Annotated in this window: 22 protein-coding genes and 6 tRNA genes; 9 read left to right on the forward strand and 19 right to left on the reverse strand. The window is 72.2% G+C overall.

Features of this window, described 5'->3' with window-relative positions:
* Both ACTMTU_RS22610 and ACTMTU_RS22615 read right to left on the reverse strand, forming a co-directional pair.
* Window positions 1-72 (reverse strand) — tRNA-Val (locus ACTMTU_RS22610).
* A 54-nt stretch (window positions 73-126) separates the two neighbouring features.
* On the reverse strand, window positions 127-615 hold the full coding sequence (locus ACTMTU_RS22615; protein ID WP_441265316.1) for a TIGR02611 family protein: 489 nt from the start codon (window positions 613-615) through the stop codon (window positions 127-129).
* 190 nt (window positions 616-805) lie between these two features.
* Here ACTMTU_RS22615 and ACTMTU_RS22620 point away from each other — a divergent pair, with 190 nt between their 5' ends.
* Both ACTMTU_RS22620 and ACTMTU_RS22625 read left to right on the forward strand, forming a co-directional pair.
* On the forward strand, window positions 806-1,219 hold the full coding sequence (locus tag ACTMTU_RS22620; RefSeq protein WP_003959770.1) for an SsgA family sporulation/cell division regulator: 414 nt from the start codon (window positions 806-808) through the stop codon (window positions 1,217-1,219).
* A gap of 202 nt (window positions 1,220-1,421) precedes the next feature.
* Entirely contained in the window at window positions 1,422-1,979 is a 558-nt protein-coding gene (locus ACTMTU_RS22625) for a CGNR zinc finger domain-containing protein (RefSeq protein WP_441265317.1), read from the forward strand.
* A 45-nt stretch (window positions 1,980-2,024) separates the two neighbouring features.
* On the opposite strand, the gene ACTMTU_RS22630 is transcribed toward ACTMTU_RS22625, so the two are convergent.
* Both ACTMTU_RS22630 and ACTMTU_RS22635 read right to left on the reverse strand, forming a co-directional pair.
* Window positions 2,025-2,177 carry a hypothetical protein gene (locus tag ACTMTU_RS22630; RefSeq protein WP_005319706.1) on the reverse strand — a complete coding sequence of 51 codons (153 nt, stop codon included), beginning with the start codon at window positions 2,175-2,177 and terminating at the stop codon, window positions 2,025-2,027.
* Between the two features lie 183 nt (window positions 2,178-2,360).
* Entirely contained in the window at window positions 2,361-2,810 is a 450-nt protein-coding gene (locus ACTMTU_RS22635; RefSeq protein WP_441265318.1) for a hypothetical protein, read from the reverse strand.
* 176 nt (window positions 2,811-2,986) lie between these two features.
* Here ACTMTU_RS22635 and ACTMTU_RS22640 point away from each other — a divergent pair, with 176 nt between their 5' ends.
* Window positions 2,987-3,499 carry a DsbA family protein gene (locus ACTMTU_RS22640; protein WP_441265319.1) on the forward strand — a complete coding sequence of 171 codons (513 nt, stop codon included), beginning with the start codon at window positions 2,987-2,989 and terminating at the stop codon, window positions 3,497-3,499.
* Between the two features lie 15 nt (window positions 3,500-3,514).
* On the opposite strand, the gene ACTMTU_RS22645 is transcribed toward ACTMTU_RS22640, so the two are convergent.
* The 3 genes from ACTMTU_RS22645 to ACTMTU_RS22655 all read right to left on the reverse strand — a co-directional run bounded on the left by ACTMTU_RS22645 (window position 3,515) and on the right by ACTMTU_RS22655 (window position 6,294).
* On the reverse strand, window positions 3,515-4,354 hold the full coding sequence (locus tag ACTMTU_RS22645) for a GNAT family N-acetyltransferase (protein ID WP_441265320.1): 840 nt from the start codon (window positions 4,352-4,354) through the stop codon (window positions 3,515-3,517).
* A gap of 63 nt (window positions 4,355-4,417) precedes the next feature.
* Complete coding sequence (locus ACTMTU_RS22650) at window positions 4,418-5,248, reverse strand: aminotransferase class IV (protein ID WP_441265321.1); 831 nt, start codon at window positions 5,246-5,248, stop codon at window positions 4,418-4,420.
* Window positions 5,245-6,294, reverse strand: a complete 1,050-nt coding sequence (locus tag ACTMTU_RS22655; RefSeq protein WP_441265322.1) for a chorismate-binding protein — start codon at window positions 6,292-6,294, stop codon at window positions 5,245-5,247. Before ACTMTU_RS22655 ends, ACTMTU_RS22650 begins: the two co-directional genes overlap by 4 nt.
* Window positions 6,295-6,584: 290 nt before the next feature.
* On the opposite strand from ACTMTU_RS22655, the gene ACTMTU_RS22660 reads away from it, so the two are divergent.
* From ACTMTU_RS22660 to ACTMTU_RS22680, 5 genes are all read left to right on the forward strand, one after another.
* Window positions 6,585-6,657 (forward strand) — tRNA-Gly (locus tag ACTMTU_RS22660).
* Window positions 6,658-6,696: 39 nt separating this feature from the next.
* Window positions 6,697-6,770: transfer RNA gene (locus ACTMTU_RS22665), tRNA-Cys, on the forward strand.
* Window position 6,771: 1 nt separating this feature from the next.
* Window positions 6,772-6,843 (forward strand) — tRNA-Val (locus tag ACTMTU_RS22670).
* Between the two features lie 20 nt (window positions 6,844-6,863).
* Window positions 6,864-6,935 (forward strand) — tRNA-Val (locus tag ACTMTU_RS22675).
* 85 nt (window positions 6,936-7,020) lie between these two features.
* A tRNA-Val gene (locus tag ACTMTU_RS22680) sits at window positions 7,021-7,095 on the forward strand.
* A gap of 148 nt (window positions 7,096-7,243) precedes the next feature.
* Here the strand turns inward: ACTMTU_RS22680 and ACTMTU_RS22685 are convergent.
* The 4 genes from ACTMTU_RS22685 to ACTMTU_RS22700 form a co-directional block, all read right to left on the reverse strand.
* Window positions 7,244-7,525, reverse strand: a complete 282-nt coding sequence (locus ACTMTU_RS22685) for a zf-TFIIB domain-containing protein (RefSeq protein WP_441265323.1) — start codon at window positions 7,523-7,525, stop codon at window positions 7,244-7,246.
* A 98-nt stretch (window positions 7,526-7,623) separates the two neighbouring features.
* Complete coding sequence (locus tag ACTMTU_RS22690; RefSeq protein ID WP_441265324.1) at window positions 7,624-8,679, reverse strand: phosphotransferase family protein; 1,056 nt, start codon at window positions 8,677-8,679, stop codon at window positions 7,624-7,626.
* A 261-nt stretch (window positions 8,680-8,940) separates the two neighbouring features.
* Complete coding sequence (locus ACTMTU_RS22695; RefSeq protein WP_159693780.1) at window positions 8,941-9,147, reverse strand: hypothetical protein; 207 nt, start codon at window positions 9,145-9,147, stop codon at window positions 8,941-8,943.
* 222 nt (window positions 9,148-9,369) lie between these two features.
* Window positions 9,370-9,600 carry a hypothetical protein gene (locus ACTMTU_RS22700; protein ID WP_441265325.1) on the reverse strand — a complete coding sequence of 77 codons (231 nt, stop codon included), beginning with the start codon at window positions 9,598-9,600 and terminating at the stop codon, window positions 9,370-9,372.
* 232 nt (window positions 9,601-9,832) lie between these two features.
* Here ACTMTU_RS22700 and ACTMTU_RS22705 point away from each other — a divergent pair, with 232 nt between their 5' ends.
* Window positions 9,833-10,999, forward strand: a complete 1,167-nt coding sequence (locus ACTMTU_RS22705; RefSeq protein WP_441265326.1) for a serine/threonine-protein kinase — start codon at window positions 9,833-9,835, stop codon at window positions 10,997-10,999.
* 4 nt (window positions 11,000-11,003) lie between these two features.
* On the opposite strand, the gene ACTMTU_RS22710 is transcribed toward ACTMTU_RS22705, so the two are convergent.
* The 8 genes from ACTMTU_RS22710 to ACTMTU_RS22745 all read right to left on the reverse strand — a co-directional run bounded on the left by ACTMTU_RS22710 (window position 11,004) and on the right by ACTMTU_RS22745 (window position 22,147).
* Window positions 11,004-11,822, reverse strand: a complete 819-nt coding sequence (locus ACTMTU_RS22710) for a TrmH family RNA methyltransferase (protein ID WP_441265327.1) — start codon at window positions 11,820-11,822, stop codon at window positions 11,004-11,006.
* 64 nt (window positions 11,823-11,886) lie between these two features.
* Entirely contained in the window at window positions 11,887-13,119 is a 1,233-nt protein-coding gene (gene cobA / locus ACTMTU_RS22715; protein WP_307705437.1) for a uroporphyrinogen-III C-methyltransferase, read from the reverse strand.
* 207 nt (window positions 13,120-13,326) lie between these two features.
* Window positions 13,327-16,962, reverse strand: a complete 3,636-nt coding sequence (cobT, locus tag ACTMTU_RS22720; protein ID WP_441265328.1) for a nicotinate-nucleotide--dimethylbenzimidazole phosphoribosyltransferase — start codon at window positions 16,960-16,962, stop codon at window positions 13,327-13,329.
* A 308-nt stretch (window positions 16,963-17,270) separates the two neighbouring features.
* Complete coding sequence (gene cbiE / locus ACTMTU_RS22725; protein ID WP_441265329.1) at window positions 17,271-18,521, reverse strand: precorrin-6y C5,15-methyltransferase (decarboxylating) subunit CbiE; 1,251 nt, start codon at window positions 18,519-18,521, stop codon at window positions 17,271-17,273.
* Between the two features lie 122 nt (window positions 18,522-18,643).
* On the reverse strand, window positions 18,644-19,291 hold the full coding sequence (locus ACTMTU_RS22730) for a GNAT family N-acetyltransferase (protein ID WP_441265330.1): 648 nt from the start codon (window positions 19,289-19,291) through the stop codon (window positions 18,644-18,646).
* Between the two features lie 186 nt (window positions 19,292-19,477).
* The gene (locus ACTMTU_RS22735; protein ID WP_441265331.1) at window positions 19,478-20,338 is read right to left on the reverse strand and encodes a MetQ/NlpA family ABC transporter substrate-binding protein; all 861 of its coding nucleotides are present in this window, start codon (window positions 20,336-20,338) and stop codon (window positions 19,478-19,480) included.
* A 76-nt stretch (window positions 20,339-20,414) separates the two neighbouring features.
* Window positions 20,415-21,086, reverse strand: coding sequence for a methionine ABC transporter permease (locus ACTMTU_RS22740; RefSeq protein WP_307705442.1), 672 nt, complete (start codon window positions 21,084-21,086; stop codon window positions 20,415-20,417).
* Window positions 21,083-22,147 carry a methionine ABC transporter ATP-binding protein gene (locus ACTMTU_RS22745; RefSeq protein ID WP_441265332.1) on the reverse strand — a complete coding sequence of 355 codons (1,065 nt, stop codon included), beginning with the start codon at window positions 22,145-22,147 and terminating at the stop codon, window positions 21,083-21,085. The genes ACTMTU_RS22740 and ACTMTU_RS22745 overlap by 4 nt, the downstream gene beginning before the upstream one ends.
* Window positions 22,148-22,667: the final 520 nt, after the last annotated feature.

Consider the following 22,667-nt stretch of genomic DNA (forward strand, 5'->3'; position numbering starts at 1 on the left):
TGGGCGATACTGGGTTCGAACCAGTGACCTCTTCGGTGTGAACGAAGCGCTCTCCCACTGAGCTAATCGCCCGGGCGCACGGCAAACATTACCCCATGTCAGCCGGTGCCCCGGACCACTTGGCGGTCACTCGTCGATGTCCCACGGCAGGGCGAGGCCGAACTTCCAGAGATAGATGCCGCAGAGCGCCGCGACGATGACCAGACCGATCGTCGTGAGGATGATGTTGCGCCGCCGGACCTTCGGGTCGAGCGCCCGCTGGGCCGCCTCCGTGACCTTGCGCTTGGTCCAGCGCAGCACGAGCTGGGCCCAGACGAACTCGGTCGCCCAGATCGCCATACCGCCGAAGATCACGACCCAGCCCGGTCCGGGCAGCACCAGCATGGAGACGCCGGCCCCGACCACGGCCAGGCCGACGATGAAGACGCCGACCTGCCAGCTCACATGCAGCGGCTTGGACCTTTTGATGAAGTGCGGCGCCCTCGAGCCGAGCGCGGGTTCCTCCTTCGCCGCCTCCTGGAGCGGCTGTGCCGCTCCGTCCGTCACGTCCCCCGTGGCGGGGTCGGTCGTCGTCGCCGCGACGGCCTCGTCCCGCTCGTCACTCTGCGCGTTCATGAATCCAAATCTACCGGATCGAACTCCGTCACCAGAATGGCCGTATAACGCAAAGTAATGCACCGCCGTACGAGCGACCTGAAGGATCCCAAAACGGTCAGAGGGGTTTACAACGGCACCGTAGGTGGCATGTCGATTTCGCCGACGTGCGAATCCCCGAGCGCACACTGAGCGAAAGGCCCTGGCGCTTATGAACACCACGGTCAGCTGCGAGCTGCACCTGCGCCTCGTTGTATCGAGCGAGTCCTCACTGCCTGTACCCGCGGGCCTGCGGTATGACACGGCCGATCCCTATGCCGTGCACGCCACCTTCCACACCGGAGCCGAAGAGACGGTCGAGTGGGTCTTCGCCCGCGACCTTCTCGCCGAGGGCCTGCACCGGCCCACCGGCACGGGCGACGTACGGGTCTGGCCCTCACGCAGCCATGGCCAGGGCGTCGTCTGCATCGCGCTGAGCTCCCCGGAGGGCGAAGCCCTGCTGGAGGCCCCGGCGCGGGCCCTGGAATCGTTCCTCAAGCGGACGGACGCAGCGGTGCCGCCAGGCACCGAGCACCGGCACTTCGATCTCGACACGGAGCTGTCGCACATTCTGGCCGAGAGCTGAGCCCAGTCCGGCCGGCGAAGAACCGCACGGCGCCGTCCGTCTCGGGGAGACGGCGCCGCGTGGACAACCTCATACGGAATGCCACCGGCGCCGTCGTCGCGGAATCCACCGCGGCGACGGCGCCGGTGCGCTCTCGGCACGAACCGCTAGAGTCAGCGCAATTCGGCGGGCACCGGCCCGCATCCGGCCAGGGAGCGAATTCGTGCTGATCCCCCACGACACCCGTATCGCCCTCGACACCGTCGTCGATCTGGTGAACACCGCACCGGAGAGCGGGCAGGACGACAGGCTGACGGACGTGGCGGCGCTGTACGACTTCGTACGCAGCCACAAGGTCAGCGGGGTGGGGGAGCTGACCCAGCGGGACATCAAGGCGGTGCAGGCGATCAGGACGCTGTTCGCGCAGGTGTTCGCCGCGCCGGACAGCAAGACGGCCGCGGAGGTCATCAACCGGCTGGTCGCGGCCGCGGGCACAACCCCGCAGCTGACCGACCACGACGGCTACGACTGGCATGTGCACTACTTCGCACCGGGCGCGTCGGTCGCCGACCATCTCGCGGCGGACTGCGGGATGGCGCTGGCGTTCATCGTCGTCGCGGGCGAGCAGGAGCGGCTGCGGCGCTGTGAGGCGCCGGACTGCGGGCGCGCGTTCGTGGACCTGTCGCGCAACCGGTCGCGCCGCTACTGCGACAGCCGCACATGCGGCAACCGACTGCATGTCGCGGCCTACCGGGCGCGCCGCAAGGAGGCCGCGGGCTGAGCGGACCGCAGTGTCCGCGGTGTCCGTGCTGTCCCACCGCGTCCCTCACAGCCAGAAGAGGTCATGCACGGCGGCCATCAGCAGCAGGACGCCGATCACCCCGAGGAAGATCATCAGGGGCGGCTGGGAGAGCGCGAAAAGGCATCCGCGCGGCTCCTGGGTCGGTACGGGGGCCTGGCCCCGCGAGGTATCGAGCATCTCGGGGTGATCATGGCGCAGCCAGGGCGGCGATGATCGACCAACACGCCCTGCGGCAAAGGTGGTTCATCACATCCCGTGGCCCGGTCCGACGGCCGCGGAAGGCGGTGGGCGCGGTGGCGTCGGCCGTGGAAGGCCGTGGGCGGGTGGCCCGCCCTGTGGATATGCCTCGAGGACGGTCGGTCAGATGCCGTGCTTCTTGAGGATCGCCTCGATGTCGCTGAAGTCGTCGTCCGCGCGGGACGCCTTCGGTTTCGCCGGCGCGGCCTGGTCGGTCGCCGGAGCGGACCGGCCGAGCGAGGGCCGGGACGCGGCCGGCTCGGCGGCCTCGCGGCGGGCGGCCGCGGCGGCGGCCTTGCGTTCCTTGCGGGTCCCGCCCGTCCGGCGCTCCACGGCCCTGGTCGTCAGGAAGAGCAGCCAGGCGGCGCCGAGGAGGCCGAAGCCGACCCAGGCGGTCAGGCTGAACGCCGTGCCGACCGCCCACTCGACCGCCCCGGTGAGGACGAGGCCGAGCGGCAGCAGCGAGTAGGCCGCGATACGCGCCGCGGACAGGAAACGCCTGCGGTACGCCGTGATCGCGGCGATGCCCAGGCCCGCCGCGGACACCGCGGAACAAATGGTCTCGGCAAGCATCCGGTCCTCCAGGCGTTGGCGGCTTGAGCGGTTGCGTCCCCTCCATCCTGCACCGCCCCGGCCGTTCCGGGCCACGGTGCGAGGCGGGGGTGGGCATATCTGGGGGAGATCTCCGGGACGCCCTCCTCCCCAGGTCCCGGTTGGGGCACGGGACGCCGGGCTGGGAGACTGGCCGCATGAGTGACTCCCCGACCGGCTCCCCCGCCGTCCTCGACGTGTGGTGCGAGCTCCAGTGCACCGACTGCCGCACCGCGCTGGAGGACCTGCGGGCCCTTCGCGACCGCTACGGCGACCGGCTCGAGCTGCGGCTGCGGCACTTCCCCCTCGACAAGCACAAGCACGCGTTCGCCGCCGCGCAGGCAGCCGAGGAGGCCGCGGCACAGGGCAAGGCCTGGCCGTACGCGGAGGCCGTGCTGGCGCGCGCCGAGGAGCTGGCCGCCAAGGGTGAGCCGTTCCTCCTGGAGGTCGCCGGCGAACTGGGCCTGGACGTGGAGGAGTTCGACACCGCGCTGATCGACGGGCGGCACATCCTGATCGTCGACGCCGACCAGGCCGAGGGCAAGGCGATCGGGGTGACCGGCACGCCCACGTACGTCATCGGCGGCGAGCGGCTCGACGGCGGCAAGAGCCAGGAGGGGCTGCGGGCGCGTATCGAGGAGATCGCAGACCGGCTCCTGGCCGGGCAGTGATGCGGCCGGGTCCGGCTACAGGAGCCGCTTGACGAAGTTGCGGTGCGTGGTGCGGTAGCCGAGGGACTCGTAGAGCGCGAGCGCGGGACGGTTGCCCTCGAAGACGTGCAGGGCGATCAGCGGCCGGCCGGCCTCGCCGGCGATGCGCTCGGCGAGCAGCATCAGGGCCCTTCCGTGGCCCCTGCCCCGGTGGGCCTCCGCCACCTCGACGTCGAAGACGTACGCGCCGTCCTCGCCGGGGCGTACCTCGCACTCCGACACCCAGACGTGCCCCACGACGGTGCCCTCGGCGAGCAGCGAGTGGACGTGGGCGCCGGGGGTCGCGCGGCCTTCCGGGAGCAGGCGGGCGTGGACGGCCTCGGAGCGGGCGAGTGCCTCTTCCTCCGGCACGCCGCGCGAGACCCAGTCCCGGGCGAAGTGACGTACGGCGTGCGACAGCCAGCGGCCGAACTCTTCCTCGTCCATCGGGCGGCCCTCGACGCCTTCCGGCAGCGTCGGCAGCGGCCGGGACGTCTCCTTGATCATGTTGCGGCCGCGTTCGGTGTAGCCGAGCGCGGTGACCAGACGCAGGGCGGGGCCGGCGTCGGCCGGGACGGCCGCGCGGATCTCGGTGCAGTCCCAGCCGCGCAGCACCTCCTCGGCGGCGAGGGCCGCGACGGTGCCGCGGCCCCGTCTGCGGTCGGCCTCGTCGATGTGCAGCGACCTTATGGAGCCGACCGGACGGCCGCCGCCGGTGTCCGTGGCGAGTTCGACCGTCCCGACCGGCCGGCCGTTCACGCAGACGTCGTAGCCGCGGGAGGCGGCGCCGTCGGCGTCGTACTGGATCGGCCCCGTGGGCCGCAGGGTTGTGGTCATCGAGGAGTTTCTACCTGCCCCGCGACCCTCCGACACCAGGTTTTCCAACGGCTCCCTGGCCCGCTACACGGACTTCGGGTCGGGGTCGGCCGCCGCGCGCTCCTCGAAGACGCGCATGGCCTTCGTCGTCACGGGCCCCGGGACGGCGCTGACGTCGCGGCCGTCGACGCGTACGACCGACTGGACGTCGCGGAGCGTGGAGGTCAGGAAGATCTCCTCCGCGCTGTCGAGGACGTCCATGGGCAGGTCCGTCTCCTTGGCGCCCGTCCACTCGACGGTCAGGGCGCGGGTGATGCCTGCGAGGCACCCGGAGGAAACGGGCGGAGTGTGCAGTTCACCGTCGAGTACGACGAAGACGTTCGAGCCGGTGCCCTCGCAGAGCCGCCCGACGGTGTTCGCGAACAGGGCCTCGGAGGCGCCGTGCTGGTGCGCCCTGGCGAGAGCGATGACGTTCTCGGCGTACGAGGTGGTCTTCAGCCCGGTCAGCGCGCCGCGTTCGTTGCGGGTCCAGGGGACGGTGATCACCGATGTGGCGTCCGGGCGGCGCGTGGTCGCGCCGAGCGCGACGACCAGCGTCGGACCGTCGGTCCCCCGGTCGGAGCCGAGCGGGGACAGTCCGCCGGTGTAGGTGATGCGCAGCCGTCCGAGCGGCATCGGGTTCGCTGCCAGCACGGCGGCGCACGCGTGCCGGACCTCGTCGAGATCGGGTTCCGGCAGGCCGAGGCCGTCGGCGGAGCGGGCCAGCCGTTCCAGGTGGCGGGTGAGGGCGAAGGGCTGACCGTGGACCGCCTTGACGGTCTCGAAGACGCCGTCGCCGACGGTCATCCCATGGTCGAGCACGGACACCCGGGCGTCCTCGAGCTCCGAGAGCGCGCCGTTGACCCAAACCTTCATCGAGCTGTCCTTCCGATTGCCGCGTACGCGCCCGACGCTACCGCCAGCAGTCGCGATGCCTTCAGTTCCGTCTCCGCCCATTCCCGTTCCGGGTCGGACCCCCAGGTGATGCCGGCGCCGGTGCCGAACCGCAGGACGTTCGCCGCGCGGTCGATCCAGAACGTCCGTATGCCGACGGCGAGCTGCGCGGTGCGCCGGTCGGCGTCGACCCAGCCGACACCGCCGCAGTACGGGCCGCGCGGGGCGGTCTCCAGCGCGTCGATGATCTTCAGCGCGCTGGACTTGGGGGCGCCGGTGACCGAGCCCGGCGGGAAGGTCGCCGCGAGCAGCTCGCCCCAGCCCGCTCCGGGGGCGAGCTCACCGCGGACGGTGGAGACAAGATGCACGAGGCCGGGGTGGGGCTCGACCGCGCAGAGAGCGGGCACGGTGACGCTGCCGGTGGTGCAGACCCGGCCCAGGTCGTTGCGGACCAGATCGACGATCATGACGTTCTCCGCGTGGTCCTTCTCGAGGAGATCGTCCGCCGTCCTGCCCGTGCCCTTGATGGGGCCGGACTCGACGGTGCGCCCGTCGCGGCTCAGGTACAGCTCGGGGGACGCGGTCGCGATCTCCACGCCGTGCGCGGGCAGGCGGATCGTTCCTGCGTACGGTGCCGGGTTGCCCCGCGCCAGCAGCGCCGTCAGCTCGTCGACATCGGCCGCGGCCGGGTCGGGCAGCGGGGCCGACAGCACCCGGCACAGATTGGCCTGGTAGACCTCGCCGGCCGCGATGTGCTCGCGGATGCGGCGCACGCCGGCGGTGTAGGCGGCCCGGTCCAGGGACGACGTCCACTCCTCGGCGGCCGGCCCCCGCCAGCGGCCCGGGACGGGCTCGGGAACCGGTTCACTGCGGACATCGCCGAAGCGGGCGCAGGTCAGACGGCCCTCGAAGTCGGCGGCGACGGCCCAGAAGCCGCGGGAGTCAAGGGCTGCGGGGTCGCTTGTGACGTCCCGGAGGCCGGTGGCGACGAGGGGGCCGAAGCGGGCCAGAGGAGCGAGGTCGTGCACGTCTGTGAGTGTATGACCGGCGAGGACGGGGTGCGGACGGCCCGGCCCGCCGGGCCCCGCACGAGCTGCCGAACAGCCGCTGCTCGGCCGACGACGAGGGGCGGACGAGCCGGCGGCGAGCTGCCGATCAGCCGCCACTGAGCCGCCGAAGAGTCACCGGTGAGCCGCCGGTGAGCTGCTGCGACGTGAACACATGGCGGCAAGCTGCACAAACGCGTTTTTGTACTGGCCCAGGAATCCGCTAGAGTTCAACACGTCGCCGGGACGCGCAAGCGGAACGGAACCGACAAGCGGACGTGGCTCAGTTGGTAGAGCATCACCTTGCCAAGGTGAGGGTCGCGAGTTCGAATCTCGTCGTCCGCTCGAGAAAGTGGGGGATCTTCCCGAACCCCCTGCACTCCGGGTGGAGTGGCCGAGAGGCGAGGCAACGGCCTGCAAAGCCGTCTACACGGGTTCAAATCCCGTCTCCACCTCCAAGGACGATTAGCTCAGCGGGAGAGCGCTTCCCTGACACGGAAGAGGTCACTGGTTCAATCCCAGTATCGTCCACTGGACCCGCGAGGGTCCGAGCGCGATTAGCTCAGCGGGAGAGCGCTTCCCTGACACGGAAGAGGTCACTGGTTCAATCCCAGTATCGCGCACGCAGGAAACAGTACGCAGTGATCACACAGCCCTCGGCGAGGGATGCCGATCGGCAGTACGCAACGCTGTAACGCAGGTCACCCCGCGCGATTAGCTCAGCGGGAGAGCGCTTCCCTGACACGGAAGAGGTCACTGGTTCAATCCCAGTATCGCGCACCACCCGGAGCCCCCGGCCGTCTCGACGGCCGGGGGCTCCGTCGTACGTGGCAGGCCGCCGCGGGGCGGGTAGGGCCGGTGCCCGCGGGGACCCGGCGGGGGCCGGGAGGGCCGGCCGGGCCAGTGGCCCGGCCGGCGCACCCGGAGGCACTCAGGAAGAGAACAGCATCCGGCCGAAGCTACGCTGACGGTTGTGCCCGTGGTGACCACCATGGTGCGGGGCGCCCCACGCCGGAGCCGGGGGCGCGGCCGGGTAGGCCTGCGGGGCCGGCGGCACGGGCGGGGCCTGCTGGGTCCACTGCGACTCCAGCCGCGTCAGCGACTCCAGCTCGCCGTAGTCGAGAAATATGCCCCGGCAGCCGCTGCACTGCTCGATCTGAACACCATTGCGGTTGTACGTGTGCATCGCTGCATGGCACTTGGGACACTGCATCGTCTGGTCAGCTCCTCGCCGTTCGGTCGACGTCGCCCGGATGCATGCCCGGCGACGATGACTTCACCCTACGACGGAGCGTCGAACTCCAACTCGGGTCACAGTGTCCCGATTCGGGTACAGGCGTCCAGCACCGCCCGCTCGACCTCGTCCGGTTGACGCCCCTCCGCAGCCGACTTCGCCAGAGCGAGCGCCGCGGTCTGAACGGTCAGCGCCCGCGCGGGCACATCCAGTTGGGGCCACGGGTCGCCGACGGAAGGAACAGCACCGCCGTCCGCGGCGGTGTACGCGCCGAGGAACCGCTGCCAGATCTCCGGCGCCAGCAGGCCCGTCGCGAACCACGCAGCGGGACGGGCCAGGTCCCAGGCCGGGTCGCCCAGCCCCATGTCGTCCACGTCGATCAGCAACCACGGGCCGTCCGGGGCGGGATGGCGCACGAGCTGGCCGAGGTGCAGGTCACCGTGGCACACCGCGTCCCGGCGCGGGGACGGCGCCTCCCCCCGCGCCCAGGCCGGCAGGCGCTCCCAGGCGCGTCGCACGTCGGGCGCGGCCGGGTGGTCCGGCGCGGCCGCCTCCATGCGGGCCACGGCGGCGGCGGCCTTGGCGGGACCGCGCATGGGTGGGAGGGGGGCCGGGCGGATGGCGGGGTTGGGGCCGGGGGGCGCTGCGGGGCCGGGGGTGGTGGCTGTTGGGTCGACGGCGGTGGCGTTGCCCGGGGCTGCGCACGACAGCCGGGACGGCGCGACGCGGTGCAGGCGCGCCAGCAGGACCGCGGCTTCCTCCCAGGGCGCGGCGGCCGGGTCCGCGGGGTCGACAGGGACGCCGTAGGGCCAGGTCGTGACGGGGCGTGGTTCGCTCGAGAGTGGACCTGCTCCCGTCAGGGGGCCGGCCGGGAGCGGCGGCAGCAGGATTCCCGCCAGCGCGGGGTGGGCCGCCAGGGCGACACGTATCTCGTGCGCCGCCCGGTCGGTGTCGGGAGCGTGGGCCTTCGCGACGGCCGCGCCATGGCGCACGACAATGCCGTCAGGGCGGTCGGCGAGCGTCTGGGTCTCGGCGTCGTGGGCGCCGCAGGCGCGGCAGGAGCCGCGGGGGGTGACCAGGTGGGCGGCGTCGCGAGCGACGGTGGCGAGGGCGCGGACGACTGAGGCGGTCACGGGGGGAGCGTATCGGGGGCGGGCCCCGGTCGGGCGGGGCCCGGTCCCGGCGGTGCCGGAGCGGTCCGGCGTTGCCTGGTCGAGTGCGTGACGGGGCCCGCGGGGCACCGGGTGAGTGCCGGTGGGCGTCAGGGCATGCGTGATGGCCGGTCAGCTCCCCAGCTGACCGGCCATCACTGCCGTCCGCCGCACCCCCGTCCCCACGGGGTTGTTGGCCGGATGTCCCCGGCCCGGACCGCTCTTCCGGGCCCGGGGCGCCGTTCAGCGCCCCAGCATCACGCCTACGGACGACGCCTGTGTGACCACTGCGTCCCAGCCGCCGAAGACGACCACCAGCAGTGCCGCGAGGGGAAGGACCATGGCCGTCGCCACCAGAGGGTGGCGCGTGCCGGACTGGCGGCCGCCGAACGCGGCGGATGCCTTGCGTCCCTGCGTGCGGATCAGTGTCCGCGTTGCCGTGTCCGCCATGGTCCTTCTCCTGTCGTGGTTGGCAGCGGCGGGTGTCTGACCTCGGGGGACGAGTGCTGCACCCGCCGCTTGACATCAACATTAGGGAAACCGAGGGCCCCGGACGTCATGCCCTCGTACCGATTGCCGGGCCTCCCGGAGGATGAGCCGTCACCCCCCGGCGTACTCCCCTGGGTGGAGACGGCGGGCGGGGAGTTGGGGTCTTCCCGGAGGGGTCGTGCGTCACTCCGCGGTGTCGGCCCGCGGGACTGGCTGCTCCACCAGGGCAAGCACCCGAGTGGCCATGAATCGGGCCGTCCGGACGACAGACCCGGAACGGGTGACTTCGCTCACTTCGACCACCCCTCTGCGCACCGCCGTCTCGACCCTGCGGCCCGCCCGGCTTGCCACCACTTCATACGTACGGGTCGTGTCTCCCGCGTCCACGACTATCTCCACGCGGTCACCCTTCATCGATCCAATCCCCCTTCTGCGACTGACCGTTGAGATCACGCACGGGTCAGGGGAGATGGATCCGCCCTCCCCTGACCACTGCTCAATTCTCCCACCCGGCACTGACAAACGATCCGGTCGGGAGGGCGCGGCCTATGAGCGCACCGGCGCGGGGGTACGTAAGCTGTGCCACGTCAAAAGCGGACGACCGGGCAGCGGGGTGGGGCCTCCCCACCGTAGGTAGGGGACGGACATGGCGATGATGCGGCTCCGGCGCGAGGACCCGCGTGTCGTCGGCTCGTTCAGGCTGCACCGGCGGCTGGGCGCGGGCGGCATGGGTGTCGTGTATCTGGGCTCGGACCGGCGGGGGCAGCGGGTCGCGCTGAAGGTGATCCGGCCGGACCTGGCGGAGGATCAGGAGTTCCGTTCGCGCTTCGCGCGCGAGGTGTCGGCGGCGCGGCGTATCCGCGGGGGCTGCACGGCCCGGCTGGTCGCGGCGGACCTGGAGGCGGACCGGCCGTGGTTCGCCACGCAGTACGTGCCGGGGCCGTCGCTGCACGACAAGGTGGTCGAGGAGGGTCCGCTGCGGGCCGCGGATGTGGCCGCCGTGGGTGCCGCGCTCTCCGAGGGGCTGGTGGCGGTCCACGAGGCCGGTGTGGTGCACCGTGACCTGAAGCCGTCCAACATCCTGCTGTCGCCCAAGGGGCCGCGGATCATCGACTTCGGTATCGCCTGGGCCACCGGCGCGAGCACCCTGACGCATGTGGGCACGGCCGTGGGGTCGCCCGGTTTCCTCGCGCCCGAGCAGGTGCGCGGTGCGGCGGTGACGCCCGCGACCGACGTGTTCGCGCTGGGGGCGACCCTGGCGTACGCGGCGATGGGCGACTCGCCCTTCGGGCACGGCAGTTCCGAGGTGATGCTGTACCGGGTGGTGCACGAGGAGCCGCAGCTGCACGGGGTGCACGACGCGCTGGCGCCGCTGGTCTCCGCGTGCCTCGCGAAGGATCCGGAGGAGCGGCCGAGCACGCTGCAACTGTCCATGCGGCTCAAGGAGATCGCCGCCAGGGAGGCCCAGGGACTGCATGACGCCCGGCCGCCCGTGCAGCGGGAGCGGGTCGAGCTCAACCGGCCGACGGCGCGGTATCCGGAGCGTGTGGATCGCACCGAGCGCATGGAGCGGCGTACGGGCGGGTCGCTGCCCAGGCCGCAGACGTCGTCCCGCACCGGTGGCGGGTCCCGGCCCCAGCAGCCTCGGGGCACCGGCCGTACCAACGGCCGGCCGGGCACCAGACCCGGGGTGCGGACCACCTCGACGGGCCGGCGGCCGGCCAATCCGCGGCTGCTGCGTCAGCGGATCACCGTCTTCTTCGTGGTGACGCTGATCGTGGCGCTGGGCATCGCGGCCGCCCAGAAGCTGTGACGGGTCAGGCTCCGGGGCGGCCGGTGGCGACCGCGTAGAAGGCGACCGCGGCCGCCGCGCCCACGTTGAGCGAGTCGACGCCGTGTGACATGGGGATACGCACCCACTCGTCGGCGGCCATGAGGGCCTTGGTGGACAGCCCGTCCCCTTCGGCGCCCAGCATCAGCGCCACCCGCTCCAGGCGGTGGGGGGCCGCCTCGTCGATGGAGGTGGCCTTCTCGTCGGGGGTGAGGGCGAGCAGCCGGAAGCCCGCTTCGCGGACCGCTTCCAGGCCCTTCGGCCAGGCGTCGAGGCGGGCGTACGGAACGGAGAAGACCGCTCCCATGGAAACCTTCACGGAACGGCGGTAGAGCGGGTCGGCGCAGTCCGGTGAGAGCAGCACGGCGTCCATGCCGAGGGCGGCGGCGCTGCGGAAGATGGCGCCGATGTTGGTGTGGTCGTTGACGGACTCCATGACGACCACGCGACGGGCCGTGCCGAGCAGTTCGGCCGCGTCCGGCAGCGGCTTGCGCTGCATGGAGGCGAGCGCGCCGCGGTGGACGTGGTAGCCGGTGACGCGTTCGGCGAGGGCCGGATCGACCGCGTAGACGGGTGCGGGGACCTCGTCGATGACGTCGCGCATCACCTCGATCCACTTGGCGGAGAGCAGCATGGAGCGCATCTCGTAGCCGGCCTGTCCGGCACGGCGGATGACCTTCTCGCCCTCGGCGATGAACAGGCCCTCTTCGGGTTCGCGGCGGCGGCGCAGTTCGACGTCGGTCAGGCCCGTGTAGTCCCGCAGACGGGGGTCGTCGGGGTCGTCGATGGTGATGAGATCGGCCACAGGGTGATACTGCCTTCTTGGATGTGCGGTGCCAACGGTTCCCGCAAGGTCGGGTTACCGGTGGTTACTTGCGCGGGCCGACGGCGACGACGTCCCCGATGACGATGACGGCCGGGGGCCGCACGTCCTCGGCCCTGACGGTCTCCGCGACGGTGGCGAGGGTGGCGTCCACCCGGCGCTGGGCGGCGGTCGTGCCCTCCTGGACGAGCGCGAGCGGCGTCTCGGGTGCCTTGCCGTGCGCGATGAGGGCCTCGGCGATGGCGCCGATCTTGTCGACGCCCATGAGGATCACGAGCGTGCCGCGCAGGCGGGCGAGGGACTTCCAGTCGACGAGCGATCGCGGGTCGTCGGGCGCGACATGGCCGCTGACGACGGTGAACTCGTGGGCGACGCCCCTGTGGGTCACGGGGATTCCGGCGGCGGAGGGGACGGAGATGGAGCTGGAGATGCCGGGCACGACCGTGTACGGGATGCCCGCCTCCGCGAGCGCCTGCGCCTCCTCCATGCCGCGGCCGAAGACGTACGGGTCGCCGCCCTTGAGGCGGACGACGGCCTTGCCGGCCTTCGCGTGCTCGATGAGCGCGTTGTTGATGGCCTCCTGCGCCATGAACCGCCCGTACGGGATCTTGGCGGCGTCGATGACCTCCACGTGCGGCGGGAGTTCGTCGAGGAGGTCGCGCGGACCGAGCCGGTCGGCGATGACGACGTCCGCCTCCGCGAGCAGCCGGCGGCCGCGGACGGTGATCAGGTCCGGGTCGCCGGGGCCGCCGCCGACGAGGGCGACGAACGGGGCGCGGCTGCGGTGGTGGGGCGCGGCAAGGGTGCCGTCGCGCAGGCCCTCGACGATGGCGTCGCGCACCGCGGCAGAGCGTCGCGGGTCGCGGCCGGTGAGGACGGCGACGGTCACGCCGTCGCTGCGGCCCGTCGCCGGGGTCCAGGCGGTGGCGGCGTCGGCGTCGTCGCTGCGGACGCACCACGTCTTGGTGCGCTCGGCCTCCGCGGAGGCGCGGGCGTTGGCGTCGGCGTCGCTGGTGGCCACCAGGGCGTACCAGGCGTCGGCGATGTCGCCGTCCTCGTAGCGGCGGCGGGTCCAGGTGATCTCGCCGGACTCGGCCATGGCCTCGACGGACGGCGTCGCGGAAGGGGAGATCAGAGTGACATCGGCACCGGCCGCGACCAGGGCGGGGAGCCTTCGCTGGGCGACCTGCCCACCGCCGATGACGACGACGCGGCGCCCGGCGAGTCGGAGGCCGACGGGGTAGGCGGGGTGCTCGGCGTGCGGGACGTGCTCAGCCATGGCGGTGCGGCTCCTCGGGCGGTGCGATGCGGGAGTGAGGCCGCTGCGACGGTGAAGCGGCTGGTGGGAACGGGTGAGGGTCCTGGCGAACACGATACGGCCCCGGTGCGGGGGGCGGGCCGGACCGTTGCGGAACGGTTGCCTCCGGAGCCTGCGCCGCCGCGCACCCGGTCCACTGCGGACCGGATGCGCGGGCCGGACCCCGGACTACTTCTCCGTGACGCCTGCCGAGTCGAAGGTCGCCACCTCGTGCATCGCCCGGGCGGCGCTCTGGACCACCGGGAGTGCCAGCAGGGCGCCCGTGCCCTCGCCGAGGCGGAGGTCCAGGTCGACAAGGGGGCGCAGACCCAGCTTGTTGAGGGCCGCCACATGGCCGGGCTCCGCGCTGCGGTGGCCCGCGATGCAGGCGGCCAGCGCCTCCGGTGCCACGGCGCGGGCGACCAGGGCCGCCGCACCCGTGCTGACGCCGTCGAGGATGACCGGGGTCCGCAGGGAGGCGCCGCCGAGGATCAGTCCGACGAGCGCGCAGTGCTCGAGGCCGCCGACGGCCGCCAGGACGCCGATCGGGTCAGCCGGGTCGGGCTGGTGGAGCTCGAGCGCACGGCGGACGACGTCGACCTTGCGGGCATGCATCTCGTCGTTGATGCCGGTGCCGCGCCCGGTGATCTCCGACGGGTCGGCACCCGTGTAGACGGAGATGAGCGCCGCGGACGCGGTGGTGTTGGCGATGCCCATCTCACCGGTCAGCAGCGCCTTGTTGCCGGCGGCCACCAGGTCGCGGGCGGTCTCGATGCCGACCTCGATCGCGGAGAGGACCTCCTCGCGGGTCAGGGCGGGACCGGTGGTGAAGTCGGCGGTGCCGGGCCGCACCTTGCGCGGCAGCAGACCGGGAGTGGCCGGCAGGTCGGAGGCCACGCCGACATCGATGACGCAGACCTCGGCGCCGACCTGGTTCGCGAAAGCGTTGCAGACCGCCCCGCCGCCGAGGAAGTTGGCCACCATCTGGCCCGTGACCTCCTGCGGCCAGGCGGTGACACCCTGGGCGTGAACCCCGTGGTCACCGGCGAAGATCGCGACGGCCGCGGGCTCGGGGATCGGCGGCGGGCACATCCGGGAGAGGCCGGAGAGCTGGGCGGAGATGATCTCCAGCATGCCGAGGGCGCCGGAGGGCTTGGTCATCCGCTTCTGGCGTTCCCACGCCTCGCCGAGCGCCTTGGCGTCGAGCGGGCGGATGTTGGTGACGGTCTCCTGCAGCAGGTCGTGCGGCTCCTCGCCGGGCAGCGCACGGCGTCCGTAGGTCTCCTCGTGCACGACCCAGGACAGGGGGCGGCGCTTGGACCAGCCCGCCTGCATCAGCTCGGGCTCCTCCGGGAACTCGTCGACGTACCCCACGCAGAGGTAGGCGACGACCTCGAGGTGCTCGGGCAGGCCGAGCGTGCGCACCATCTCGCGCTCGTCGAAGAAGGAGACCCAGCCGACGCCGAGGCCCTCGGCGCGGGCCGCGAGCCACAGGTTCTCAACGGCCAGGGCGGACGAGTAGGGCGCCATCTGCGGCTGGGTGTGCCGGCCGAGGGTGTGGCGGCCGCCGCGGGTGGGGTCGGCGGTGACGACGATGTTCACCGGGGTGTCGAGGATGGCCTCGATCTTCAGTTCCTTGAACTGCTTGGCCCGGCCCTTGGGCAGCGACTTGGCGTACGCCTCGCGCTGGCGCTGCGCCAGTTCGTGCATGGTGCGCCGGGTCTCCGCGGAGCGGATGACGACGAAGTCCCAGGGCTGGGAGTGCCCGACGCTGGGCGCGGTGTGCGCCGCTTCGAGGACCCTCAGCAGGACCTCGTGCGGGATGGGGTCGCTGCGGAAACCGTTGCGGATGTCGCGGCGTTCGCGCATCACGCGCAGGACGGCCTCGCGTTCGGCGTCGTCGTAGCCGGGTGCGGGGGGCGTCGCGGCGGCGGGCTGCGGCTCGGGCGACTCGCCCTCCTCGGGAGCCTCTACGGCGGCCGGGGCGGCGTCGTCCGCGACGGACCGCGCCGACGGGTCGGCGTCCGCCGGGGCGGGGACCTCGTTCACGTCGTCCTGCGGGGCTTCCTCCTGCGGAGCCTCGGCCTCAGGGGCCCGGGCCTGCGGAGCTTGCTCCTGCGGGACTTCGGTCGGAGGGGCTTCGGTCTGAAGGACTTCGGTCCGAGGTGCTTCGGCGGCCGGTGCGGGGGCGGCTTCCTCCGACGGGACGGCCGGGGCGGACACGTCAGCGGGCTCCGGCGCCTCCACGGGCGCCGCAGCGACGTCCGCCGAGGGCTCGCCCGGCTCCGCGGGCGCTGCCTGCACGGCGGCCTCGACGGCCTCGGGCGCGACGGCCACCGGCTCCTGCACGACCGCGGGAGCCGGGGCCTCCGGCGCCACGGCCTGTGCCTGCGCGGATGCCACGGGCTCGACGGCAGGCTGCTCGGCGACCGGCTCGGTCACGGCTTCCCGCACAGTGGTCTCGGGCGCGGCGGGTTCGACGGACTCGGGAGCGGGCTGGTGCACGACGGCCTGGTTCTCGGGCTCGGCCTCGGCGTGCGGCTGCGGCTCGTCCGGCGCGGGCGCCACGGCCGGCTCCGCCTCGGCAGCGGGCTGCTCGACGTCGCCGGTCCTGGGCGCGGGCACGGTGGCTTCCGCGTTCGCCGGTTCGGCCGCCGCGTCCGACGGGACGACCGTTTCTGCGGGCGCCCCCGACCCTGCGACGGGCACCTGGTTCTGCGGCGGCTGGGGATCCCACGGGGCACCGGCCTGCGGCGGGATCTCACCGAGCTGCGGTCCGGGCAGTTCGGCGGCGGGCTCCTCACGCGGCACGTCGAGGTACTCCACGCCGGTGGTGGCGGACTGCGCCGCGGCCGAGCGGACGACCATCGGATGCGGCGGCGTACCGGCCGGGCCGCGGTCGGCGAGCGAACGGACCACGCCGCTCGAGGTGTCGGGCACGGGCGGACCCATGTGGAGCGGCCGGCGCGCGGGCGTCGGCATGGCGGAGGTGGCGGCGGCCGGCGTCCGTACGGCACCGAGGTCGACGGCTCCGGAATCACGGCCGCCGGCCTCGTGGGCACCGCTCTCCTGCGGCGCGGGGGCCTGTTCCCGCTGTGCGGCCGGCGCCTCCTGCGGGACCGGGACCGCGTGGCCGGCGTCGGAGCCCGCCTCGCCCGCGACGGCCTCCGGGCCTGCCGGCGCCACGCCGGGGACGACGGACATGGTGCCCTGCACCTGCGCCAACGGCTCCTGGGCGGCAGCTTCCTGCGCCTGGGCCCGGGCCTGCTGGGGGTCGTGCGGCTGGAAGGCCTGTTCCTGCGGTTCCGGGGACCGGACCTCGTGGAACTGCGGCTCCTGCGGCGGGGTGGCGTCGGCCGCCTGGGCAGCCGGGGTCACTTCGACGAAGGCCGGGGCGGGCGCCGCGGCGTTCTGCACCGCCGGCTGCTCCGCGTACGCCGTGCCGGCCGGGGCGGGCGCGGCCTGCTCGGCTCCGTGCACGGCCGGGGCGGCCGCGTAGTCCTGTGCCGGGTAACCGGCGGCGGCGTAGTCCACCTGGTATTGGCCGCTGTGGTGCTGCGTCGCCCCGTCCTGGTGCGCCGTCGCCGGTGCGGGCGCGGCCGCGTACTGGTCGGCGGCGGGCGCCGGCTGGGCGGCGGGCACGTGCTGGTGGGAGTCGCTCCACGCACCCTGTGCGCCGGGCATCAGCAGGAGGTCGTCCTCTTCCGGGCTGTTCTCGGAGGGTTCGAGGAAGGTGTACGTGCCGGAAGCGGGGACGCCCGGCTGCTCCACCATGCCTGCGTCCTCCGGCAGCCCCTCACCCGGGATCTGGCCGGTGTCAGTCATGCGCGTACCCCTCGCCCATCGGTTGCTCCTTCGCCCTTCGCCCGGGGCGTCCGACAGCGGCACACCTGACGCCCTTGAACAAGAACGAGCGTGTGCGCCGCGCGGCACGATCGACCCACGGACCAAAGCATTGTCGCGGTCGTTCGCCACTGCGGCAGCAAGATCCGCCGCGGTTCGCTGTGGGCTGCGCCACGTCGCGCGACCCCCCGGTATCGACGTACCACATACGGGAACCAAAGTGGCTCCCTTTTCCGGACATTGACGAACGAAGCGACGAACGTCCGGCTGCGGTACAACAATCGGCCAGCCTACCCCGGACCACCCGTCGAGGGGGGCCGGGGGCGAGGGTCGGGCTGCCTTCCGCAGAGCAGGAAGACCACGGAGCGTTCCCGCTCCGACCAGTCGGACGTGTCCAGCTCGACGGACTGGAGGAGGGCGCATTCGACGCTGTATCCGCCGGCGGCGAGCGCGGCGCCGATGGCCTCCGCCTCGTCCCGTGTGGACGCGTGGGTGACGATGCGCTGCGGCCTGCGGTCGGCGACGGCGGTGACGACCGGCACTCCCCCGCCGCCGATCCGTACGACATCAGGCTCGGGCAGCCGCTCGAGAACGTGCGGAGCCCGCCCGTGGACCACCTGGAGCTGGACGCCGAGGCGGCGGGCCGCCGCCTCGGTGCGGCGGCAGGCCTCGGGGTCGTTGTCGACGGCGATCACCGCCGCGCCGAACCCGCCCGCCTCCGCGGCGAGTGCGCCGCTGCCGGAGCCGATGTCCCACACGAGGTCGCCGGTGCGGGGTCCGAGCCGGGCCAGCTGGGCGGCCCGCAGGCCGGCGAACTCGCCCTCGCCGCGCGTGGGCGCCTCGGCGGGCGGCAGGGCCCAGCCGCGTACGGCCGGTGGGTAGCCGGGGTCCCGTCCGGCGATCCAGCCGCCGGTCCCGGTGAGAGGGGCGGGGCCGGCGGTGCCGCCGATGACGATGACGACATTGGGGTCGCGCCACATGTGGTCGGCGACCTTGTCGGAGGTGAGGACGGTGACCTGTTCGCGGTCGGTGCCCAGTTCCTCGCAGATGACGAAGGTGCGATGGATGCCGTCGAGCAGCAGCGCGAGTTCGGCGGGTCCGGCGCCCGGGGAGGTGAGGACGGCGACCTTCGTGTGCGCGCGGCACACATTGACGGCCCGGCGCAGCGTACGGCGGTGTGCGACGACGATCTGGGCGTCGTCCCACGGCATGCCCGCCCTGGCGAATGCGGCGGCGACGGAGGAGACGGCGGGGACGACCTCCACCTCGAGGCCGTACTCGGGTGCGCGCAGGGTGCGGACGACGCCGAAGAGTCCGGGGTCGCCGTCGGCGAGGACGACGGCGCTGCCGCGGTGTCCGGCGATCCGCCGGGCGGCGAGGCCGACGCTGCCGAGGCGGATGCGCTCGGCGCCGGGCGGCACTTCGGGCAGCGCCAGATGATGGGCGGCGCCGGCGACCAGGGTGGCCGCGGAGAGGGCGGACCTGGCCGCTCGGGTGAGTGGCGAACCGTCCCAGCCGATCACCGTGACCCGGTCGGCCATCGTCGTCAGTCTCCTGGGGTTGTCGCAGGTCGGAGCAGTTCCGCGGGTACGCGTCGCACGTGAGGGTACCTGGCGGACCGGTCGGGCGGCCCTCTGGAGGGGCGTCGTTCCGCCCGGGAAAGTCAGTTCCAGTCGGTGTAGGAGGCGTAGCCCGCCTCCGCGAGGCGGTCGGCCTCGAGGTCCTCCGGGAGGAGGCTCCAGACGATGAGGTCGGTGCGGATGTCCACCCAGGCTCCGGTGCCGTCGTCGGGCCGGGTGCGCGCTATCCACGCGTTGCGCAGGACGCCTTCGCTGATGCAGCCGATCTTCTGTGCCACCTGCTGGGAGGCGGTGTTGTCGGCGGCGGTGCGCAGTTCCATACGCTCGAATTTCTGGTTGCGGAACAGCCATCGGGCCACGGCGAGCACTGACTCGGTCGCGTAGCCCTCGCCGCGCGCCCAGGGGGCGGTGACGTAGGAGACCTCGGTGGAGAGGGTGCGCCAGTTGGTGTTCTGCAGGTGCACGACGCCGACGAGCCGCTGCGTGAGGAACTCGGTGACGGCGAGCACGATGCCGCGGCCTTCCGTGCGCTCCGCAGGAGCGATCCTGCGCACCCAGTCCTCGGAGTCGGCCGCCGTGTAGGGGTGGGGCACGGAGGTCCAGGCGGTGACCATCTCGTCGTTCATCATCTCGGTGTGGGCCGCGATGTCGGCTTCCTCGTAGGGGCGCAGCACCAACCGCTCCGTGCTGATGGACACGTCCGGGAAGGTGGTAGTCATGCGCAGCTCCATGCCGAAGACTGTCGTTTACGGGTCGAACCTGACGGCGTATTGGCCGTAAAGGCACAGCATGCAACATCGGGTGCGGGCCGTGCATGGCCGGGTGCCGGTACGAGGCGGCCCCGCGCACCTTGGTAGGTGCACGGGGCCGGAGTCAAGTGGCTGCTCTGGAGCGCCACTTGACAGGTGCGCGGGGTCTCAGCCCGCAGCGCCGAAGGCGGCGACGACGGAGCCGTCGTACTTGTCCTCGATGTACTTCTTCACCTCGGGCGAGTTGAGGAGCTTCGCGAGCTTCTGCACGCGGGCGTCGTCCTCGTTGCCCTCCTTGACGGCGAGGAAGTTGGCGTACGGGTTGCCTTCGGCCTTCTCGAGGGCCAGGGAGTCCTGGGCGGGCTTGAGGTCGGCCTCGATGGCGTAGTTGCCGTTGATGACGGCGGCGTCGACGTCGTTCAGGGCGCGGGGCAGCGTCGCCGCCTCGAGCTCCTTGAACTTCAGGCCCTTGGCGTCGGCGATGTCGGAGAGCTTGGCGTCGGTGCCGGCGCCGTCCTTGAGGGTGATCAGGCCGTTGTCGGCGAGCAGCGCCAGCGCGCGGCCTTCGTTGGTGGTGTCGTTGGGGACGGCGATCGTCTGGCCGGCCTTGATGTCCTTGAGATCCTTGGCGTTCTTGGAGTAGAGGCCGAGGGGCTCGAGGTGGACGTCGACGACCGGGACGATGGTCGTCTTGTTCTTCTTGTTGAAGTCGTCCAGGTACGGCTTGTGCTGGAAGAAGTTGGCGTCGACCTGGCCCTGCTGGGTGGCGGTGTTGGGCAGGACGTAGTCCGTGAACTCCTTGACCTCGAGGGTGAGGCCTTCCTTCTTCGCCAGGTTGTCCTTGACGTAGTTCAGGATATCGGCGTGCGGCGTCGGGGACGCGGCGACGACGAGCGCCTTGGACGCGTCGGCCTTGCCGCCGCCGTCCGCGCCGGCTCCCGGGTCGGAGGCCGTGCCGCAGGCGGTGAGACCGAGGGCGAGCGCGGCGGTGGCGGCGGCGGCCGCGGTGAGCTTGATGTTCTTACGCACGAAGAGTGCCTCTTTCTGGTGGTGGAACAACGCCCGGACAAGGAGTGCGGGCTGTGTGGGGAGAAGGTTCGGGGGTTCAGCTCGCGGCGCGGCCCCGGCGGGCCAGCAGCCGTACGGCTCCGTCGCCGATGAGCTGGACGACGGTGACGATGGCGATGAGGATCACGACCGTGATGAGCATGAACTGCGTCTCGAAGCGCTGGAATCCGTAGGTGACGGCCTTGGATCCGAGGCCTTCGCCGCCGACCGCGCCGGCCATCGCGGAGTATCCGACGAGGACGATCACGGTGGTGGTGACGGCGGAGACGAGCGAGGGCAGGGCCTGCGGGAGCAGCACCTTGCGCACGATGGTGGGGATGGAGCCGCCCATGGACTGGACGGCCTCGACGAGCCCGTGGTCGACCTCGCGGATCGCCGTCTCGACGAGGCGCGCGAAGAAGGGGATGGCGCCGACGGCGAGCGGCACGATCATCGCGGTGGGGCCGATGAAGGTGCCGACGACGAGAGTGGTGAAGGGGATCAGCGCGATCAGCAGGATGATGAACGGCAGCGAGCGGCCGATGTTCACGATCACGCCGACGACCTTGTTCACCGGAGTGTTCTGCAGCAGTCCGCCCTTGTCCGTGAGGACGAGGAGCACACCGAGCGGCAGTCCGCCGGCGACGGTGACGAGGGTGGACCAGAGCACCATGTAAAGGGTGTCGAAGGTGCCCTGGCTGAGCAGGGGCTGCATCTCGGACCAGGTCACTTCGCGACCTCCTTGACCGGCTCGGGGGCGTTCTGCGCCGGGACGCGCGCGGGGCCGGGGCCGACGACCTCGACCTGGAGTCCCTGCTCGCGCAGGAAGCCGACGGGGACGACGTTCTCCTCGTAACGGCCGGGGAGCTCGATGCGCATGCGGCCGATCTGCCTGCCGCCGACGGTGTCCATCGCGGCGCCGAGGATCGAGATGTCGATGTTGTACGTGCGCGAGAGCTGCGAGATGACCGGCTGGGTGGCGGCCTCGCCGTGGAACGTGACGTCGATGACGGTGCGGCCGGGGCCGGAGGCGTCGCCGCCCACGGGGAAGAGCTCCCGGGCGAGCTCCGAGCCCGGGGTGGCGAGCAGTTCGCTCACTGTTCCGGATTCGATGATCTTCCCCTTCTTCATCAGGGCGGCCGAGTCGCAGATCGTCTTGACGACGTCCATCTCGTGCGTGATCAGCAGCACGGTGAGGCCGAGCTGTCGGTTGAGGTCGCGCAGCAGTTGGAGGATCGAGCGGGTGGTCTCGGGGTCGAGGGCGCTGGTCGCCTCGTCGGAGAGCAGCACCTTGGGGTCGCCGGCGAGGGCGCGGGCGATGCCGACGCGCTGCTTCTGACCGCCGGAGAGCTGGCCCGGGTAGGCCTTTGCCTTGTCGGCGAGACCCACCAGGTCGAGCAGTTCCAGGGCCTTGCGGGAGCGCTGGGCGCCGGGGACGCCGAGGATCTCCAGGGGCAGTTCGACGTTGTCCTTGACGGTGCGCGAGGACAGCAGGTTGAAGTGCTGGAAGACCATGCCGATGCGGCTGCGGGCCTCGCGCAGCTCCTTGGGGGCGCGGCGGCCGCGGCCGGCGAGGGCGGTGAGGTCCGTTCCGGCGACCGTCACGGTGCCGGAGGTGGGGCGCTCGAGGAGATTGACGCAGCGGATCAGCGAGGACTTGCCGGCGCCGCTCTGGCCGATGACGCCGAAGACCTCGCCTTCACGGACGTGCAGGTCGACGCCGTCCAGAGCGGTGACCTCGCGGCCGCCGCGCGACTGGTAGACCTTGGTAAGGCCCGTAGTGGTGATCACAGGGGTATCCGTCACTGTCGAGTGCACGGCGAGGTGTCCGCCGGGCACGGGGCATTTCGGTTCCGACGCGGCACGGCTGGTTCGGCTGGTGGCCGGGGCAACGCGTGCGCGGGGCAGGCTCGGTCCGAGGCGTTCCTGATCTCCGGGGACGTTCGGACGCGGCGCGGCTGTCGGTCTCGCTTCGGGGCGCGAGGCTCAGGCAGGGGCCCTCAGATGGCGCACATTCGACACATGCGGCGAGCACCGGGCGTCGTGTCCGCCTCGGTCGCAAGGGTGCGGCTGCTCGTCGTGGTCATGGCTGCAAGTAAAACAGACGAGCGGGCGACCGGACCGGGCTTGTCCGTATAGCGGACAGTGCGGTTGCGCCATGTGGACAGATCGGTCCGCACCCGTGATCTCCGCGGGCGGTCCCGCCGGGACCGGCTTTACCCGTCGTGACCTGCGTGGACACGCTGCCTGCATCGGGGGCCCGTGCGGCGCCCGGCGGGCCGTAGCGGTCGACGGCTGTGGTCAAGACCAC

Source organism: Streptomyces sp. OZ13 (assembly GCF_052068155.1).
In the GTDB taxonomy this organism is placed as follows: domain Bacteria; phylum Actinomycetota; class Actinomycetes; order Streptomycetales; family Streptomycetaceae; genus Streptomyces.

Coding starts and splice junctions, on each gene's coding strand:
- ACTMTU_RS22615 (WP_441265316.1), bottom strand. CDS start 615: ATGAACGCGCAGAGTGACGAGCGGGACGAGGCCGTCGCGGCGACGACG.
- ACTMTU_RS22620 (WP_003959770.1), top strand. CDS start 806: ATGAACACCACGGTCAGCTGCGAGCTGCACCTGCGCCTCGTTGTATCG.
- ACTMTU_RS22630 (WP_005319706.1), bottom strand. CDS start 2,177: ATGCTCGATACCTCGCGGGGCCAGGCCCCCGTACCGACCCAGGAGCCG.
- ACTMTU_RS22635 (WP_441265318.1), bottom strand. CDS start 2,810: ATGCTTGCCGAGACCATTTGTTCCGCGGTGTCCGCGGCGGGCCTGGGC.
- ACTMTU_RS22640 (WP_441265319.1), top strand. CDS start 2,987: ATGAGTGACTCCCCGACCGGCTCCCCCGCCGTCCTCGACGTGTGGTGC.
- ACTMTU_RS22645 (WP_441265320.1), bottom strand. CDS start 4,354: ATGACCACAACCCTGCGGCCCACGGGGCCGATCCAGTACGACGCCGAC.
- ACTMTU_RS22650 (WP_441265321.1), bottom strand. CDS start 5,248: ATGAAGGTTTGGGTCAACGGCGCGCTCTCGGAGCTCGAGGACGCCCGG.
- ACTMTU_RS22685 (WP_441265323.1), bottom strand. CDS start 7,525: ATGCAGTGTCCCAAGTGCCATGCAGCGATGCACACGTACAACCGCAAT.
- ACTMTU_RS22695 (WP_159693780.1), bottom strand. CDS start 9,147: ATGGCGGACACGGCAACGCGGACACTGATCCGCACGCAGGGACGCAAG.
- ACTMTU_RS22700 (WP_441265325.1), bottom strand. CDS start 9,600: ATGAAGGGTGACCGCGTGGAGATAGTCGTGGACGCGGGAGACACGACC.
- ACTMTU_RS22705 (WP_441265326.1), top strand. CDS start 9,833: ATGGCGATGATGCGGCTCCGGCGCGAGGACCCGCGTGTCGTCGGCTCG.
- cobA (WP_307705437.1), bottom strand. CDS start 13,119: ATGGCTGAGCACGTCCCGCACGCCGAGCACCCCGCCTACCCCGTCGGC.
- cobT (WP_441265328.1), bottom strand. CDS start 16,962: ATGACTGACACCGGCCAGATCCCGGGTGAGGGGCTGCCGGAGGACGCA.
- cbiE (WP_441265329.1), bottom strand. CDS start 18,521: ATGGCCGACCGGGTCACGGTGATCGGCTGGGACGGTTCGCCACTCACC.
- ACTMTU_RS22730 (WP_441265330.1), bottom strand. CDS start 19,291: ATGGAGCTGCGCATGACTACCACCTTCCCGGACGTGTCCATCAGCACG.